Origin of the sequence: Caulobacter sp. DWR1-3-2b1 (assembly GCF_049895765.1) — a bacterium.
In the GTDB taxonomy this organism is placed as follows: Bacteria; Pseudomonadota; Alphaproteobacteria; order Caulobacterales; family Caulobacteraceae; genus Caulobacter.
Genome location: NZ_JAFCSZ010000020.1, coordinates 21,726 through 38,932, shown reverse-complemented (window position 1 = coordinate 38,932; position 17,207 = coordinate 21,726). Strand labels below are relative to the sequence as shown.

Genomic DNA, 17,207 nt, shown 5'->3' with positions numbered 1-17,207 from the left:
CCAGCGGGGGAGGTGGTCGCAAAGCGACCGGAGGGGGAAGTGGCGCTGCCGTTCCGTTGAACTTCCCTCTCCGTCGGCTGCGCCGACACCTCTCCCTTCAGGGAGAGGATCTATTTGTGCGCCACCCGCGCCGCAAACCACGGAACCATCCGCCGCAGAGCCTCCTCGACCTCTGCCGTCGAGACCGCGAAGCTGATGCGGATGAAGTGGTGGCCATCGACCGGATCGAAATCGATGCCCGGAGCCGTCGCGACGCCCGTGTCGGTCAGCAGCTGTTTGCAAAACGCCATCGAGTCATCGGTCAGGTGGCCGATGTCGGCATAGATATAGAAGGCCCCGTCCGGCGGCGCGATATTGGCCAGGCCCAGGGCGGGCAGGGCGTCGAGCAGAAGCTGGCGATTGCGGCGATAGACCTCGACATGACCGTCCAGCTCGCCTGTGCAATCCATGGCGATCAGGCCGGCGTGCTGGCTCAGCGACGGGGCGGTCAGGAACAGGTTGCCCATATAGGCCCGCGCCCGGTGGACGTGGTCCAGCGGCGACAGCAGCCAGCCCAGCCGCCAGCCGACCATGCTGAAATATTTCGAGAAGCTGTTGACCACCAGGGCCTGGGGCTCGAACTCCAGCATCGAGCGGGCCGGGCCGACATAGCTGAGGCCGTGATAGATCTCGTCGCTGACGATGCGGATACAGCGCTCGCGGCAGACGGCGGCGATGGCGGCCATCTCGTCGTCGGCGATGATGGTGCCGGTCGGATTGGCGGGGCTGGCGACGATGACGCCGGCCGGGGCGGGATCGAGCGCCGCCAGATGGGCGGCGGTCAGCTGGTAGCGATCCTCCGGCCCGCAGGCGATCTCGACCGGAACCATGTTTAGGGCTTTGAGCACATTGCGATAGGCGACATAGCCGGGGCGAGCCAGCGCCACGCGGTCGCCGGCCTGGAACAAGGACGCCAGGGCCATCACCAAAGCCGGTGAAGCGCCACAGGTCAGGATCAATTGCTCGGGGTCGATCCTGACGCTGTGCTTGTCGTCATAGTGCCGGGCGATGCGCGCCTTAAGGGCCGGGCTCTCCCAGTAGCCCAGACCATCGGTGTCGAGCACATGATGGGCGCGTTCAATGGCCGCCTTGGGCGCGCCGGTCGAAGGTTGGCCGAACTCCATGTGGATGACTGAGCGGCCTTCGCTCTTCAGCTGGTGGGCCAGACGGCTGATGGCGATGGCGTGGAATTGGTCGAGTTCAGGGCGCATCGGGATGATGTAGCCGATCGTCTTCCTCGGGGGGAGGTGGTTCAGACCCAAAGGCGCCGTATGCCCCGCCGCGCCGGCGTCTTGTGCCCGTGCCGTTTCGCATGAGACAGAGGAACATGCGTTTCCTGCTCCTCGCCGCGCTGCTGGCCGTAACGACACCCGCCGCGGCCCAGGCGCCGATCACGCCCCATGTCGGCGGTCGCGTCGTTCTGGCCGAGGCGGGCGGCTACCGCTTCGGCTGGCCGGGGGTCTATTTCGAGGGGCGGTTCACCGGTCCCTCGGTCGAGATCGCGGTCGAGCCGGGCGCCGACATCCTGGCGGTCAGCATCGATGGCCAGGCTCGCGGCGAGATCAGGGGTGGGACGGCCCGCCTGACCCTCGGCGACCTCGGCCCTGGCGAGCACGTCGTGCGCCTGGACAAGCTGACCGAAAGCCAGTCCGGCGAGGCCCGCTTCATCGGCTTCCAGACGGGCGAGGGCGGCCGCGCCTTGCCGCCCAAGGCTCGCCCGCGAGGGATCGAGTTTGTCGGCGACTCCCACACCGTGGGCTACGGCGTTCGCTCCCAGAGCCGCGACTGCACAGAGCAGCAGGTCCACGACCTGACCGACACCAGCCAGGCCTTCGGGCCGATCCTGGCCCGCCGCCTGGACGCCGACTACCGCATCGTCGCCTTCTCGGGCCGAGGCGTGGTGCGCAACTATGATGGCCTTGCACCCGGCGAGCCCCTGCCCGCGCTTTTCCCCCGGGTGATCCCGGGCCTGGCCGAGCCACGGATCGAGCCGAGCGAGGTCTGGAAGCCGGATCTGGTCGTGGTCGGCCTGGGGACGAACGACTTCTCGACGCCGCTCCATCCCGGCGAGGCCTGGGCAGACGAGACCGCCCTGCGCGCGGACTATCGCGACGCCTATGTCGCCTTCGTCCAGGGCCTGGCGGCCAGACGGCCCGGCGCGCGGTTCCTGCTGATCTCCGGCGACACCTTCGCCGAGGACGTCGCCGAGGTGGCGGATCGAACGGGCGCGCTGGCGGTGCGGATTACGGGCATGGAACAGACCGCATGCCACGGGCATCCATCGGTCCGGGATCAGCGAATGATGGCGGACCGGCTGGAGGCGGCGATCGCGGCGCTGCCGTAGTAGACACCCTCTGGGGGAGCAGCTACCGGCGCTGGCCCCTGCGCACGCCCTTCGGCAACCCGCCGCGCGGCTTGACCGCTGCCTGACGCCGAGCGCCAAGCCTTGGCCTCGGCGCATTCGGGTCAGCCGCCACCGGCTCGCTCAGCATCTCGAACAGCAGGCCGCCGGTCACCGGCGTGGCCTCGACCAGCTTGACCTCGACCGCCAGGCCCAGCGGCCAGCGCTTGCCGGTGCGCTCGCCGACCAGGGCGTGCATGCGCTCGTCGTGGACGAAGAACTCCTGGCCCAGGGTCGAGATCGGGATCAGGCCGTCGGCGCCGGTCTCGTTCAGCTTGATAAACAGGCCAAAGCGGGTGACGCCGGTGATCCGCCCCTCGAAGGTCGCCCCCACGCGGTCGGACAGGAAGGCGGCGATATAGCGGTCGGTGGCGTCGCGCTCGGCGGCCATGGCCCGGCGCTCGGCATAGGTGATGGTCTCGGCCGTGTCCTTGATCTGGCTGATGTCCTGGTCGGTCAGGCCATCGGTTCCCAGGTTCAGGGCGCGGATCAGGGCGCGGTGCACGATCAGGTCGGCATAGCGGCGGATCGGGCTGGTGAAGTGGGCGTACTTGGCCAGGTTCAGGCCGAAGTGGCCCAGATTGTCGGCGCTATAGTGGGCCTGCATCTGGGTGCGCAGCACCACCTCGTTGATGATGGCGGCGTGCGGCCCCTCGCGGGTCTCGTCCAGCAGCTTGTTGAAGCGGTGCGTCTGCGGCGCCTCGCCCTTGTTCCACTTGATCTCCAGCGTCGCCAGGAATTCGGCCAGGTTCTGCACCTTCTCCTGGCTGGGCGTGTCGTGGACGCGATAGATCAGCGGCGTGCGCTTGGCTTCCAGGCTCTCGGCGGCCGAGACATTGGCCTGGATCATCATCTCCTCGATCAGCTTGTGGGCTTCGAGGCTGGCGCGACGGTTGATCGAGGCGATCTCGCCTTCCTGGGTGATGACGATTTTGCGCTCGTCGCTCTCGATGGCCAGCGGCGAGCGGATCTCGCGGCCCTTGCCCATCAGGCGGAAGGCGGCCCACAGGGGCTTGAGGATCGGATCCAGCAGCGGACCGGCCTTGTCGCCATCCTGACCGTCCGGCGGGATGGTCCCGTCGATGGCGGCCTGGGCCTGTTCGTAGGAGAGCTTGGCAGCCGAACGCATCAGGCCGCGCACGAACCTGTGGCTCTTCTTGCGGCCAGCCGAGTCGAACACCATCCGCACCGCCAGGGTGGCGCGGTTTTCGCCCTCACGCAGCGAGCACAGGCCGTTGGACAGCACCTCGGGCAGCATCGGCTCGACCCGGTCGGGGAAATAGACGCTGTTGCCCTTTTCGCGGGCCTCGCGGTCCAGGGCCGAGCCTGGGCGCACATAGGCGGCGACATCGGCGATGGCCACCCAGACGATCCAGCCATCCACATTACCGGCGTCCGGATCGGGATGGGCATAGACGGCGTCGTCGTGGTCGCGGGCGTCGACAGGGTCGATGGTCACGAACGGCAGGTCTCGCAGGTCGTCGCGGCCCTCCAGGGTCGGCGGCTTGGCGGCGGAGGCTTCGGCCTCGGCCTCTTCGGAGAAGCCGACCGGGATGCCGTGGCTGTAGATGGCGATCAGCGAGGCGGCGCGCGGATGGTCCTCGCGGCCAACGACCTCCAGCACCTTGCCCATCTTGGGGCCGTATCGGCCGGAGGCCGAGCCCACCTGAGCAAGAACCAGATCGCCGTCCTTCAGGTCCTTGGCTTCCTGTTCGTTGAGGACCAGAACTTCCTTGGACTTGCGATCGACGGGCTCGACGCGGATCTCGCGGCGATGCTTGCGGATGACGCCGAGGATCTTGTGGGCGCTCTGGCCTAGCCGCTTGATCAGCCGGGCTTCCATCTCGCCGTTTTCGAGGCGCTCGAAGCGCACCAGCACCCGGTCGCCCATGCCCGGCGCGCCGCCGGCATTGTCGTTGCGGGCGGGCGACAGGCGCACCAGCGGCGCGTCCTCGCCGGCCTTGGTCAGCCGCACGAACATGTCGCCGTCATTGTCGCGATCGACCACGTCGGCCACGCCCACGGGCGGCAGCGAGCCGGCTTCGGCGAAGCCCTTGCGGCCGCGCTTGCCCAGGTCGCCCTGGGCCTCCAGTTCGCGCAGCATCTCGCGCAGGGCCCGGCGGTCGGCGCCCTTCAGGCCAAAGTGGCGGGCGATGTCTGCCTTGCCGGATTCGCCGGCGCTGCGCAGGAAGGCCAGCAGGGTCTCGCGATCCGGCAAACCGGCGGGCGGCTTGGGAGCGGCGGGGAATTTCGAGGACTTGGGCGTGCGCGGTTTGGCCATGTGCTGGGATAACCCGGCAGCGGGGCGAAAGGCCAAGGGAAAGACGCTCGAACCCGTCGTGATTTGCTCGGCGGGTGCTCACCAGGCGGAAAGGGCGGGTGGCCCGATCAAGCCGGCGCGTAGGTCAACCTGATCACGTCCTCGCCAATTCGGTCGCTGGCGACAAAGCGGAGCGGCGGCCTGGGACCGGCGAAAAAGGGCGAGCCATGACCCAGCACAACGGGGTGAAGGTAGATGCGATACTCATCGATCAGACCAAGATCGCCCAGGCTCCGCTCGCCAACGAGCGTCGCCTTCAGCCCCCCGATCACCGTCTCGAGGTCATTCCCGACAAGCGTGGCGTTGGGACCGACCGACTTCAACGAGCGAGACACGACCCATTTGTGCTGGCTCCGCCACGCCGCCGCGAAGTCGCGCCGCGCCGCGTTCCACTCGGGATGCTCCTCGTCCCAATAGCGCATGATCTCATAGAGGCGGCGCCCGTACACGCTGCCTGCCTGGTCGCGCGCCTGGTCGATAAAGTGACGGAAGAGCGTAGGGTCCGGCCCAAACGCCATGTGATCGACATAGCCGTCCAGCGACTGGTTCATTCCGAAGACGAGCTTGGCCATGCCGCAAATCTCCGCGCCGGGGTCTTCGAAGAGCTTGAGCTTAGGTTGCGCGGGAATGAAGCTGGACACAATCGCGCGCGGCGCTTTGGCTGACCGATGACCAGAGGTCAGGCTCCGACCCTAGTCGGCCTTCAAGCGCGTCGCCAAGCGTAGGTCACGTCCGGCATCTTTTCTTCATTCCGCTCGCCATTGGTGAGCTCCTCCACCGTGAACCCATGACGTTCGTAAAGCGACCGAGCCCGGAGGTTGGATTGGAAGGTGTACAGCCTGAGTTCGGATTGCTGTTGCTGGGCTAATTCTACCAAGGCGCTTCCGATCCCGCGCCGATGGAAGTCTGGGTCCACGTAGAGGTGATCGATCCAGCCGGGCAGCAATGCCAGGTGTCCCCGCAGTAAGTTGGCCTCGAAAGCTCCCCATACGGGACCGTCGACCATAACGTGATCGCGATAAAGCACAGCAAATTCTTCGGGGGAGTGTAGCGTTGTATCGTATCCAGGAATAAGCGCTCCGGCTCTTCGATGAAGCTCGGCTGCGTCTTCAGCTTCATGGCTCGCCAGAAGGCGGATAGTGATCATGGCTTAACGTAGCCTCGACCGGGTTGGGCACCAAGGTCGGCTTTTCACCCTTGTCAGCCATTCTGCTGGTCTGCTCTGGGCGAAGACGGCAAGGTCCGTTCCCCGCACAGATACCGGCTTCCGCTAGCGACCATTTGCAGACATCAATGCAATTGGTCAGTCACCAGATTGACTTGAGCTTGCTCTGGCTGACTTTTGGCTACGCGGTCGCACTGATATCACAAACTCTTTTTTGGAAGAGCTTATGACCAACCATATCATTCTAATGACGCTACGCCTTGCACCTGATCGTATGGCGGATTTCCAATCCATGATGGAACTAGAAGCGCCGATGACGCGCGCCTTTGAGGGATGTGATCTATTCGAGATCTATGCCACTGGCGTGGTGGGTGAGGTTCTGTTCCTTGAGCATTGGCGATCCGAAGAACACTCCAGACGCTACAATCAATGGAGATTAGACCGAGGCGATATGGACCGACTGGGATCGTTCTTCACCGCATCGCCAACAACGATCACTATGGAGCGCATCGCTCCGAAGCAATAGTTCTCAACTGCAGCCTCGGGTCGCCAGGCCCGCGTGCGCGATAGCCCGCAACCACTTGTTGCGGAGGCGAAAAGGTCCGAGTTTTGGGACATGAGGCGGAGGTTACGCGGCCCGATTGTTTTGCCAAATTGGCCCGGGCTGCCCGAAAAGGATGACATGTGTTCGCGATCTCGCCTCTGTTGCTGCGACGTACTTAGCCGCCTCCCAGGAGCGCGGGCTTCCGCCCCCTTTGGGGCCCCTTCCTGAAGACATCGATCCCTGCGCCGGAGCCCGGTGGCTGCCCGCGAACGCGAGGCTTCTGAGGCGATATCATGTTCGAATATCAACCGACGCTGAATGGCGGGCTGATCTCCCTGCGGCCCGCACGACTCGACGACTGGGAAGGACTGTTCGAGGTGGGCCGCGACCCCGACGTCTGGGCTAGCCTTCCTCACCTGCAGCTCCATTTGGAGGAGAAGTTCCGCGCTTACTTCCTCGATGGACTTGCTTCAGGCGGGGCCCTCGTCGCGGCTACGCGTGACAGTGAAAGAATTATCGGGTGGTCGCGTTACTCAAGCCAGTTCGTCGGCAGGCGCGAGATGGAGGTCGGCTGGACCTTCCTCGGGTGCGCCTATTGGGGTGGGCGCTACAACGGTGAAATGAAACACCTGATGCTGGCGCACGCCTTCTTGTTCGTCGAGCGCGTGATTTTCCGTATCCGGGAGACGAACCTCCGGTCACGCCGGGCGGCGGAGAAGATCGGTGCGAAACAATTGCCCGATCGAAAAGTCCAGGGATCCGACAACGCTCCCCCGATCCTTTTCTACGCGATCAACCGTGGCGAACTCGCTGCCGACCACCTGCTGATGGCCTAAGCGCTTGGACAACGGTGACGTCCGACTCCCACCCAAGTCGAACCATCGGCATGTCCGCTCTGGGCGACGGCGCCTTCCCGGTGGTGGATCAGTAGAGGTCTTCGATCGACCGGGGCGGCGGCTGCTGGGCAGGCGGAGCCGTGGTGGACGGCGGCGCGGCCTCGGAGGGCGCGGGCGGGGCTTCGATCACGGCGACGGGGGCCTCGATCTCGGCGGTCTTGACCTCGACAGCCTTGACCTTGGGCTTTTCAGGCGGCGGGGGCTCGTAGAGCGGCGCCGGGGCCGCGTCCTTGACCGGCACGCCCGACACCTCGGCCAGGGGCGCGGTCGAGGCTGCGGTGTTGGACTTGCCGGCCTTCAGCGCATTGGTCAGGCCCATGGCGAAGCCCAGGCCGCTGATCAGGATCAGGGCCGAGACCACGATGGACAGGGGCAAGGGGCGCTCAAGAGACGTCATGCCTGCAATCTAACCCCGGATCTCGATCATGGGTAGGGTCAGGCCTCTGTCTCGGTGGGGGCCTTGGCCGGCTTCTTGGCGGCGGCCTTCTTCGGAGCCGCCTTCTTTGCGGCAGGCTTTTTCGCTGGGGCCTTTTTGGTCGGAGCAGCGCCGTCTGCAGCCGCCTTTGCCTTGGCGGGGGCCTTGGCGGGAGCCTTCTTGGCGGCAGTCGTCTTTGGGGCCTTCTTCGCCGGCTTCTTGCCGCCGCCCTTGGCGACGCGTTCGGCCAACAGGACCACGGCCTCGGCCAGGGTCAGGGCGGCCGGGTCGGCGCCCTTGGGCACATTGGCGTTGGTGTCGCCGTGCTTGATATAGGGACCAAAGCGGCCCGACAGCACCTTTACCGGCTTGCCGTCCTCGGGGTGGACGCCCAGATCGGCCAGGGCCGCAGCCTGACCACGCTGCGGACGCCCGCCGCCGGCCCGCTTGTCGGCCAGCAGGGCGACAGCGCGGTTCAGGCCGATATCGAACACCTCTTCCGGGTTTTCCAGATTGGCGTAGGTGCCCTCGTGCAGCACGAAGGGCCCGAAGCGGCCAAGGCCGGCGGTGATCTTCTTGCCGTCGTCGGGGTGCATGCCGACTTCGCGCGGCAGGGCCAGCAGGCGCAGGGCCTTTTCCAGATCGACGGCGGCCGGGGTCCATCCCTTGGGCAGGCTGGATCGCTTGGGTTTGTCGCCACTTTCCGCCGCTGGCGGTTCTTCGACATAGGGACCAAAGCGGCCGTTCTTCAGCCACACCGAGCGACCGGTCTCCGGGTTGATGCCCAGCTCCTTGTCGGCGGCTTCGGCCTCGCCTTCGCCCTCCGAGGAGGTGGCGAGCTGGCGGGTGAACCGGCATTCCGGATAGTTGCTGCAGCCGATGAAGGCCCCGAACTTGCCGACCTTCAAGGACAGCTGACCGCTACCACAGGTGGGGCAGATGCGCGGATTGGAGCCGTCGCCCTTGTCGGGGAAGATGTGCGGACCCAGCGCGTCGTTCAGGGCGTCGAGCACATTGGTGACGCGGAGCTCAGCGATCTCGCCGACGGCGGCGGCGAAGTCCTTCCAGAAGTCGCGCAGGAACTGTTTCCAGTCCAGCTTGCCGTCCGACACCAGGTCCAGCTGCTCTTCGAGGCCCGCCGTGAAGTCGTATTCGACATAGCGGCGGAAGAACTGCTCCAGGAAGGCGGTGACCAGGCGGCCCTTGTCCTCGGGGATGAAGCGGTTCTTCTCCATCTTCACATATTCGCGGTCGCGCAGCACGGTCAGGACCGAGGCGTAGGTCGACGGACGGCCGATGCCCAGCTCTTCCATCTTCTTGACCAGGCTGGCTTCCGAATAGCGCGGGGGCGGTTCGGTGAAGTGCTGGTCGGCGCGGGCGTCGATGACCTTGGCGCTGGCGCCGTCCTCGATCATCGGCAGGCGGGCGCTGTCCTCGTCGCCGTCGTCGTCGCGGCCTTCTTCATAGACGGTCAGATAGCCGGGGAAGAGCACGACCTGGCCGGTGGCGCGCAGGCCGGTCTGGCCGTCGTGGCTTTCGATGTCGACCGTGGTGCGCTCGATGCGGGCGCTTTCCATCTGGGAGGCGATCATCCGCTTCCAGATCAGTTCGTACAGGCGGCCCAGATCCGGTTCCAGGCGCAGCGAGCCGGGATTGCGGCCCAGGCTGGTCGGGCGAATGGCTTCGTGCGCCTCCTGGGCGTTCTTGGCCTTGACCTTGTAATAGCGCGGCGTCTCGGGGACGTAGTCCTTGCCATAGACATTGCCGATCACGTCGCGGGCTTCCGCGATGCCCTCGGGGCCGACCGACACGCCGTCGGTCCGCATATAGGTGATCAGGCCGACGGTCTCGCCGCCGATGTCGATGCCTTCATACAGCTTCTGCGCGGCCTGCATGGTGCGCTGGGCGCTAAAGCCCAGCTTGCGCGAGGCTTCCTGCTGCAGGGTCGAGGTGGTGAAGGGCGGGGCGGGCGAGCGCTTGCCGGGTTTCTTTTCGACAGCGGCGATCTTGAACACAGCCTTTTCGACCGCCGCCTTGGCGGCCAGGGCCGAGCCTTCGTTGTTCAGGTCGAATTTGGTGAGCTTCTTGCCTTCGTGCTTGATCAGGCGGGCCAGGAACGGATCGGCGCCGGCCGAGACGTCGGCGTCGACGCTCCAGTATTCCTGGGTCTTGAAGCGCTCGATCTCCATCTCGCGCTCGACGATCAGCCGCAGACAGACCGATTGAACCCGGCCGGCCGAGCGGCTGCCCGGCAGCTTGCGCCAGAGCACCGGCGAGAGGGTAAAGCCGACGAGGTAGTCGAGAGCGCGGCGGGCGAGGTAGGCCTCAACCAGCTCCATGTCGATGTCGCGCGGATTTGCCATCGCCTCCAGCACCGAGGCCTTGGTGATGGCGTTGAAGGTGACCCGCTGGACGATCATGCCTTTGACCGCCTTCTTCTTCTGAAGGACTTCCAGGATGTGCCAGCTGATCGCCTCGCCTTCGCGGTCGGGGTCGGTGGCCAGGATCAGGCGGTCGGCCCCCTTCATCGCGTCGACGATGTCGGAAACGCGCTTTGACGACTTGGCGTCGATCTCCCAGCTCATCGCGAAGTCGTTGTCGGGCTCCACCGAACCGTCCTTCGACGGCAGGTCGCGAATGTGACCATAGGAGGCGAGAACCGTGTAGTCGGACCCGAGATACTTGTTGATGGTCTTGGCCTTGGCCGGGCTCTCGACGACGACGACGTTCATTACGACTCTTGTACCTGGGGGAAGGATCGCCCGGGAGGCGAGCGCCGGGAAAGTGGGGGCGCGACGGGGTGTCTGTCAACGCAGCCCGTACAAACGGCGCCGTTTCCCGTCATTTGGTAGCCGATTGTTAAGGCTGGCTGGGTGATGATGGATACTGAACCCAACCCTTTCGGCGCTTATGCAAGTTTCGAGCATCAACCGGATCGCCACCGAGGCCTATGTCTCGCCGATCCAGCCCGTCAAGCCGGTGACGTCCAACGCGGAGCGCGCGCAGATCGCCGACCGCCTGCGCGACGCCGTGCGCGCAGCGCCGGCTCGGGGTACGGGGTTGATGGTGGATCTGAGCATCTAGAGCCCTTTCCGACCTGATGGCTTCATCAGGGTCGGGCGAAAAGAGCTCTAAATCAGAAGTTTAGAGCATTTTTCGATCCGATAACCGTTTCACACTTATCGGAAAATGCTCTAGGCGGTCAGGCCGCGTGGCCGTTGATCAGTCGGCGCATGACTTCCGGATCCCGAGCAATAGCATTCAGGAGCGCCCGGGCCGGCGCATCGGGTCGGCTGCGCTCCTGTTCCCAGTCACGAACGGTCGCCAGCGGTAGCTGAAACGCCGCCGCGAATTCGGCCTGGGTCATGCCGACCCGCTGGCGAATGCCCTTGACGATATTGACGCGCTTGGCGCGAGCCAATTGTTCCTCGGTCATCGGCAGCGCGTCCGGGTCGGACAGCGCCGCCGCCGTGATCTCCTCGTCGGTCATGGACTGGATGCGGACCCAGTCGGTCTTTCCGCGTGGTCGATCAGTCAGTGTCATGACGAAGATACCTCATGCGTTCCAAGCGCGTGGCTGGCCTGGCCGAGATGATCCTGTAGTGATCCTCGGCGTGTGAGACGGTGACGACCAGCAATATGTCCCCGAAGCACGCGCCGGTGATCTGGACGCGCTCTTCGCCGTAGTCGAGGCGATCATCGACAATCTCAATGCGTCGCGGATCAAGGACGGCGTATCGGGCATCTTCCAAGGCTATGCCGTGCTTGACGAGATTGCTCCGCGCCTTCTCCAAATCCCATTCAAACTCAACAGCAATGGCACTGGTAATCCGTACCTATTGCAATTGGGCGATGCCGGCGCATCAGGCGCCCGACACCATCCCGCCACTCAGCAGGAGCGCCCGCTCGGCCAGAGCCAGTTCGACCAGCGCCGCCATCACTGCCGAGGTCGGAGCGCCCGTCGCACGGACCAGTTCGTCGCGAGACACGCCCGTTGGCGACAGCAGGGCGGCCAGCTGTTCGCGCAGGGCGTCGAAATCGACGTCCGTTTCGGGTTCCACGTCATAGGTCCGATCGTGTTCGCGAAGGTGGGTGTGACCCGAGAGGGAACGCAGCACGTCCTCGGCGCTCTCGCACAGGATCGCGCCCTGCCGGATCAGATCATTGGGTCCTTTGGCGCGGGGATCCAGCGGCGAGCCAGGCACTGCGAAGACGTCTCGGCCCTGTTCGGCGGCCAGGCGGGCGGTGATCAGCGAGCCGGACTTCAGCTCTGCCTCGACCACCACGACACCCAGCGACAGGCCCGAGATGATGCGGTTGCGGCGCGGAAAGTCCTTGGCCTGGGCGCGGCGGTCGGGCGCGCTTTCGGAGACCACGCAGCCTTCAACGGCGAGGCGGGTATGGAGCGACGCATGTTCGGGCGGATAGATGTCGCTGACACCGCCGCCCAGCACGGCGACCGAGCCTGTGCGCATTGAGCCCTCATGGGCCGCGCCGTCCACGCCGCGCGCCATGCCGCTGACGATGACGTGGCCGGCCTCGCCCAGTTCGGCGGCCAGCTGACGGGCAAAGCGCTGGCCGGCGGCCGAGGCGATGCGGGCTCCGACGATGGCGACGCTGGGCTGGGGCAGCAGTTCGGCGCGGCCGAGCGCCCACAGCACCGGCGGCGGCGGATCGAGGGCGGCAAGGCGGGCGGGGAAGTCCGGCTCGCAGCCGCACAGCAACCGGGCCCCCATGGCCGCGCCGGTTTCCAGTTCGCGCTCGATCACGTCACGGGGCGGCGGGGTCAAAGACGTGGCGCGACCGCCGCTGCGGGAGAGGTCGGGCAGGGCGCTCAGGGCCCGCTCGGGCGTGCCGTAGCGGGTCAGCAGATGGTCGAAGGCGACGGGGCCGACCGTCTCGGTGCGCGCCAGCCGAAGCCAGGCCAGGCGCTGGATGTCCGAGAGGCGGCCCAGAGTCATGCAAAAACCAGGGTCATGCGGGATCGGGCTTGTTCTTGTTGCCGCCGATCCTGGGCTCTTGCCCCTTCAGCAGGCGGGCGATGTTCTCGCGGTGGCGAACGAAGATCAGCACGGCCATGAACAGGGCCAGCACCAGCATGGCATAGGGCTGGTCTGTCGCCAGGGCGAACGGCGCGGCCAGGGCGGCGGCGGTCAGGGCGGCCAGCGAGCTGATGCGGAACAGGGCCGCCATGGCAAGCCAGGCGATGGCGGCCAGCACGCCCACAGGCCATGCGGCGGCCAGCAACACGCCATAGAAGGTGGCCACGCCCTTGCCGCCCTTGAACTTCAGCCACACCGGAAAGAGGTGGCCGAGGAACGCCGAGCCGCCCGCCAGGGCGACAATGGCGGCGGTGTCGTTCGTCAGCCAGCGGGCCAGCAGCACGGCCAGCACGCCCTTGCCGGCGTCGCCGATCAGGGTGATGGCCGCCAGGTCCTTGCGACCTGAGCGCAGCACATTGGTCGCCCCGATATTGCCGGAGCCGATCTTGCGGATGTCGCCCGCCCCGCCCAGTCGCATGGCGATCAGGCCAAATGGGATCGAGCCGAGGAGGTAGCCTCCGACCACGGCGATACCGAGCGTGAGATAGACGGCTTGAGCGAGATCTTGCACGTTTCGACCCTAAGGCGAGTTGCGCGCGATTTCAACCGCTACGCAAGAGTTGCGAGTGGGGAAGGTGTAGCAGCAGACTCGGGGCGGGGGCAAAACGCGCCGCTGATCCTTCTCCCCTTGCGGGAGAAGGTGGCCGCGGAGCGGACGGATGAGGGGTCCACTCGATCTGTCCGCGCGACCCCTCATCCGTCGCCTTACGGCGACACCTTCTCCCGCAGGGGGAGAAGGGCGGGTCTCTACCCCTCGGCCCGGTGCACAACCCGCCCATCGACCAGCGTCATCAGCACCTGTCCCTGCAGCCGCCGGCCGTCAAACGGCGAGTTCTTGGACTTCGACAGCAGCTTCCCGGCATCCACGATGATCGGCGCGTCGATGTCGCACAGCACCAGGTCGGCCGGCGCGCCGGGCGCGATGCGGCCGCCGCGCAGGTTCAGTAGCTCAGCAGGGGCCAAGGTCACCGCGCGGATCAGATCCACAAGCGGTAGGCGTTCGTCGTGATAGAGCGACAGCAGGGCCGGCAGCAGGGTTTCGACGCCGATGGCGCCTGGCGCCGCCTCGTCGAACGGCAGGCGCTTGTCCTCGGCCGGGGCGGGGGCGTGGGCGCTGACGACGATGTCTATCAGACCCGATGCGAGCGCTTCGATCAGTGCCTGTCGGTCGTCCTCGCCACGTAGGGGCGGGGTGACCTTGGCAAAGGTTCGGTAGTCGCCGATGTCCAGCTCGTTGAACGACAGGTGGTTGATCGACACGCTGGCGTGCAGACGCAAACCGCGAGCCTTGCCGCGCGCCAGGGTCTCCAGCGCGCCGGCGCTGGTGATCTGGTCGACCAGCAGGCGGCCGCCGGTGGCCTCCAGCAGCGCGATGTCGCGCTCCAGCATGATCTGCTCGGCCATCGGCGAGATCGAGGGCAGGCCCATCCGGCCAGCAAATTCGCCGCTGATCGCGGCCCCGCCCTTGGCCAGCCACATGTCCATCGGACGGTGGGCCAGCAGGGTGTCGAAGCCCTTGGCGTAGGTCAGGATGCGCTGAAACACCTTGGAGTCGACGATCGGCTTGTCGGCGTCGGTGATGTAGACGCAACCTGCCTCGCGCATCAGACCGATCTCGGCCATCTGCTCGCCGCGCAGGCCCTTGGTCGCCGCGCCAGCGCACAGGATGCGGGCGCTGTCGATGTCGCGGGCCCGGCGCAGGATGAAGTCAACCACGCTGGGATCGTCGATGGCCGGGTCGGTGTCGGGTTGGACGACGATCGAGGTCACGCCACCGGCGGCGGCGGCGCGAGCGGCCGAGGCCAGGGTTTCCTTGGTCTCGGCGCCGGGCTCGCCGGTCTTGACCCGCAGGTCGATCAGGCCCGGCGCCAGCAGGGCCCCGCCACAGTCGATAACCCGGACGCCCTTGGTGAGCTTGCCGAACTCGCGGCCCTTGGCGACGTCGGCGATCACGCCCTCGGAGACGATGACCCCGCCAGGGCCGTCATAGCCGCTCTCGGGATCGACCAAGCGGGCATTGGTGAAGGCCAGCGGCTGGGGGGCGTTCATTGGTCGGCCTCCAGGCGCGTGGCGAGGCTGGTGAGAACCGCCATCCGGGCGGCGACGCCCATCTCGACCTGGTCCTGGATCAGGCTGACGGCCGGATCGTCGGCGACGTCGCTGTCAATCTCCACGCCCCGGTTCATCGGGCCGGGGTGCATGACCTTGGCGCCCGGCGCGGCGCGGGCCAGTTTTTCGCGGTCCAGGCCATAGAAGCGGAAATATTCGCGGGTCGAGGGCACGAAGCCGCCCTGCATCCGCTCCAGCTGCAGGCGCAGCATCATCACCACGTCAACACCGGCCAGGCCCGACTTCATGTCGTGGTGGACGGTGACGCCCCAGCGCTCGGCCTGGGCCGGCATCAGGGTGGCGGGGCCAACCAGCCTCACGCTGGCGCCAAGGGTGTGCAGCAGGGACACGTTGGAGCGGGCCACGCGGCTGTGCAGCACGTCGCCGCAGATCGCCACCGTCAGGCCCGAAACCCGGCCAAAGGCGCGGCGGATCGACAGGGCGTCCAGCAGGGCCTGGGTCGGGTGTTCGTGCTGACCATCGCCGGCGTTGATGACATGGCCGCTGACCTTCTGGCTGAGCAGGGACGCCGCGCCTGACGAAGCGTGGCGCACCACCAGCAGGTCGGGCCGCATGGCGTTCAGGGTCACGGCGGTGTCGATCAGGGTTTCGCCCTTGGTGATCGACGAGGTGCGCGGGCTCATATTGACGACGTCGGCGCCCAGGCGCTTGCCGGCGATCTCGAAGCTGGACTGGGTGCGGGTGCTGTTCTCGAAGAACAGGTTCATCAGCGTCCGGCCCTTGAGCAGGTCCAGCGACTTGGAGGTCTGGCGGTTGAAGGCGACGAAGGCCTCGGCCAGGTCCAGCAGGTCGGCGGCTTGCGGGGCGTTGAGGTCGCCGGCGGACAGGAAATGGCGCTTTGGGAACGCAAAGGCGCGGGCGCGGATCGCGTCGAGGGCGACGCGGGCGGGATCATGGGGCTTGGCCGTCATGAAACGGTGTCTTAGGCGGCTTTGCCGGGAGAGGGAAGGTGGAGGGTGCGACCATGGGGATCGGGATCGCGCTATCCCCGGATGGGCACGGGGATCGGCGTCTAAGTCCTCCCCTAACGGGGGAGGAGATCGCGAAGCGATCGGAGGGGGAAGTCCCGCTGAATCAATGCGGTGTTCCCCACCGGCCTTCGGCCGCCTCCCCCTTCAGGGGGAGGACCCAGACGGGCATCCCGACAATCGACGCAGCCGCCATAAAACCTCCTGTATTCTTGACCCACCTCGTCGCAGGGGAAGGGCGCAAGGCCAGCGACCGATGCGGCGGCGGGGGGTGATCGAGCGGGGCTGGGGTCGAGGGGGATACTCGACCGGTCCGGGGATCCTGGCGTTGCAGGACCCGCCCGCCGTTGGCGTGGATGGAGACAAACAGGCGTGATAGTCCGCAAGGGCCCGTCTGCTCCGACCGTCGAGCGGTTCCGGAAACGGAACGGCTCGGCTCCCGGTAAGGCCTCAACAGGGCCACCCGACGGGACGCTGATAGATAACGGTCGCGCGGAGCGGACGGCTTCGTCGAAACGGTTATTTCTATTCAACTCCGGACGTGGTCCGGACGCTCCGCGACCCTTCCACCAACTCGGCGGTTCCCGCGCGAGGCTGCGAAGCCGTGTCGAAGATCCTCTCCTCGTGGGAGAGGTGTCGGCGAAGCCGACGGAGAGGGGATGCCATGAACGCCTCGCGACTTCCCCCTCCGGTCGCTACGCGACCACCTCCCCCTTCAGGGGGAGGATCTGCCGATCAAACCTTGCCCGCCGCTTCCCGTATCCCCCGCATCCGCTCCAGCGCGCCCTGCAAAATCCAGCCAGCGGCCATCTTGTCGACCACCTCGGCGCGGCGCTTGCGGTTGACGTCATGTTCCTCGATCAGCACCCGGGTCACGGCGGCGGTGGAGAGGCGCTCGTCCCAGAAGGTGATCGGCACGTGCGGCTGCAGACGCAGCAGGTTGCGGCCCAGCGCCCGGTTGGACTGGCAGCGGACGCCCTCGGTGCCGTCCATGTTCATCGGCAGGCCAATGACGATCCCGGCCGCCTTGCGGCTGCCCATCAGCTGGAACAGGGTCGCGGCGTCCTCGCTGAACTTGGTTTTCCTGATCAGGGCCAGGGGGCTGGCGACCGTCAGGGTGACGTCGGAGACGGCCACGCCGATGGTCTTCTCGCCCGGATCCAGCCCGACAATCGGCAGGTAGTCGGGGAGAGCGGCGGCGAAGTCTTCAATGTCGAGAACGGGCAT

At 66.4% G+C, this 17,207-nt stretch carries 17 protein-coding genes; 4 read left to right on the top strand and 13 right to left on the bottom strand.

What is annotated here, in order from left to right:
* Positions 1-110: 110 nt before the first annotated feature.
* Positions 111-1,250, bottom strand: coding sequence for an aminotransferase class I/II-fold pyridoxal phosphate-dependent enzyme (locus tag ACP69S_RS16015; protein ID WP_425998877.1), 1,140 nt, complete (start codon positions 1,248-1,250; stop codon positions 111-113).
* A 116-nt stretch (positions 1,251-1,366) separates the two neighbouring features.
* Here ACP69S_RS16015 and ACP69S_RS16010 point away from each other — a divergent pair, with 116 nt between their 5' ends.
* Positions 1,367-2,383, top strand: coding sequence for an SGNH/GDSL hydrolase family protein (locus ACP69S_RS16010; RefSeq protein ID WP_425998874.1), 1,017 nt, complete (start codon positions 1,367-1,369; stop codon positions 2,381-2,383).
* Between the two features lie 22 nt (positions 2,384-2,405).
* On the opposite strand, the gene rnr is transcribed toward ACP69S_RS16010, so the two are convergent.
* The 3 genes from rnr to ACP69S_RS15995 all read right to left on the bottom strand — a co-directional run bounded on the left by rnr (position 2,406) and on the right by ACP69S_RS15995 (position 5,907).
* Positions 2,406-4,721, bottom strand: coding sequence for a ribonuclease R (rnr, locus tag ACP69S_RS16005; protein ID WP_425998872.1), 2,316 nt, complete (start codon positions 4,719-4,721; stop codon positions 2,406-2,408).
* A 107-nt stretch (positions 4,722-4,828) separates the two neighbouring features.
* The gene (locus tag ACP69S_RS16000) at positions 4,829-5,332 is read right to left on the bottom strand and encodes a dihydrofolate reductase family protein (RefSeq protein ID WP_425998871.1); all 504 of its coding nucleotides are present in this window, start codon (positions 5,330-5,332) and stop codon (positions 4,829-4,831) included.
* 131 nt (positions 5,333-5,463) lie between these two features.
* Entirely contained in the window at positions 5,464-5,907 is a 444-nt protein-coding gene (locus tag ACP69S_RS15995) for a GNAT family N-acetyltransferase (RefSeq protein ID WP_425998870.1), read from the bottom strand.
* A 244-nt stretch (positions 5,908-6,151) separates the two neighbouring features.
* Between ACP69S_RS15995 and ACP69S_RS15990 the strand changes: the two genes are divergently transcribed.
* Together ACP69S_RS15990 and ACP69S_RS15985 are read left to right on the top strand one after the other, a co-directional pair.
* Complete coding sequence (locus tag ACP69S_RS15990) at positions 6,152-6,451, top strand: putative quinol monooxygenase (RefSeq protein WP_425998869.1); 300 nt, start codon at positions 6,152-6,154, stop codon at positions 6,449-6,451.
* Between the two features lie 311 nt (positions 6,452-6,762).
* Positions 6,763-7,305: a GNAT family N-acetyltransferase gene (locus tag ACP69S_RS15985; protein WP_425998867.1), complete on the top strand. Its 543-nt coding sequence runs from the start codon at positions 6,763-6,765 to the stop codon at positions 7,303-7,305.
* 88 nt (positions 7,306-7,393) lie between these two features.
* On the opposite strand, the gene ACP69S_RS15980 is transcribed toward ACP69S_RS15985, so the two are convergent.
* The gene (locus ACP69S_RS15980; RefSeq protein ID WP_425998865.1) at positions 7,394-7,762 is read right to left on the bottom strand and encodes a hypothetical protein; all 369 of its coding nucleotides are present in this window, start codon (positions 7,760-7,762) and stop codon (positions 7,394-7,396) included.
* Between the two features lie 38 nt (positions 7,763-7,800).
* Complete coding sequence (topA, locus tag ACP69S_RS15975; protein ID WP_425998863.1) at positions 7,801-10,512, bottom strand: type I DNA topoisomerase; 2,712 nt, start codon at positions 10,510-10,512, stop codon at positions 7,801-7,803.
* Positions 10,513-10,690: 178 nt separating this feature from the next.
* Here topA and ACP69S_RS15970 point away from each other — a divergent pair, with 178 nt between their 5' ends.
* The gene (locus ACP69S_RS15970) at positions 10,691-10,864 is read left to right on the top strand and encodes a hypothetical protein (protein WP_425998861.1); all 174 of its coding nucleotides are present in this window, start codon (positions 10,691-10,693) and stop codon (positions 10,862-10,864) included.
* A 118-nt stretch (positions 10,865-10,982) separates the two neighbouring features.
* On the opposite strand, the gene ACP69S_RS15965 is transcribed toward ACP69S_RS15970, so the two are convergent.
* The 7 genes from ACP69S_RS15965 to ruvX form a co-directional block, all read right to left on the bottom strand.
* A complete protein-coding gene (locus ACP69S_RS15965) occupies positions 10,983-11,270 on the bottom strand; it encodes a helix-turn-helix domain-containing protein (protein WP_425998859.1) in 288 nt (95 codons plus the stop codon).
* A gap of 40 nt (positions 11,271-11,310) precedes the next feature.
* Positions 11,311-11,574: a BrnT family toxin gene (locus ACP69S_RS15960; protein WP_425998857.1), complete on the bottom strand. Its 264-nt coding sequence runs from the start codon at positions 11,572-11,574 to the stop codon at positions 11,311-11,313.
* Between the two features lie 69 nt (positions 11,575-11,643).
* Positions 11,644-12,741: a DNA-processing protein DprA gene (dprA, locus tag ACP69S_RS15955; RefSeq protein ID WP_425998855.1), complete on the bottom strand. Its 1,098-nt coding sequence runs from the start codon at positions 12,739-12,741 to the stop codon at positions 11,644-11,646.
* A 13-nt stretch (positions 12,742-12,754) separates the two neighbouring features.
* The gene (gene plsY / locus ACP69S_RS15950) at positions 12,755-13,393 is read right to left on the bottom strand and encodes a glycerol-3-phosphate 1-O-acyltransferase PlsY (RefSeq protein ID WP_425998853.1); all 639 of its coding nucleotides are present in this window, start codon (positions 13,391-13,393) and stop codon (positions 12,755-12,757) included.
* A 236-nt stretch (positions 13,394-13,629) separates the two neighbouring features.
* On the bottom strand, positions 13,630-14,931 hold the full coding sequence (gene pyrC, locus ACP69S_RS15945) for a dihydroorotase (protein WP_425998851.1): 1,302 nt from the start codon (positions 14,929-14,931) through the stop codon (positions 13,630-13,632).
* Positions 14,928-15,923: an aspartate carbamoyltransferase catalytic subunit gene (locus ACP69S_RS15940; RefSeq protein ID WP_425998850.1), complete on the bottom strand. Its 996-nt coding sequence runs from the start codon at positions 15,921-15,923 to the stop codon at positions 14,928-14,930. The genes pyrC and ACP69S_RS15940 overlap by 4 nt, the downstream gene beginning before the upstream one ends.
* 792 nt (positions 15,924-16,715) lie before the next feature.
* Positions 16,716-17,207, bottom strand: a complete 492-nt coding sequence (gene ruvX / locus ACP69S_RS15935) for a Holliday junction resolvase RuvX (protein ID WP_425998849.1) — start codon at positions 17,205-17,207, stop codon at positions 16,716-16,718.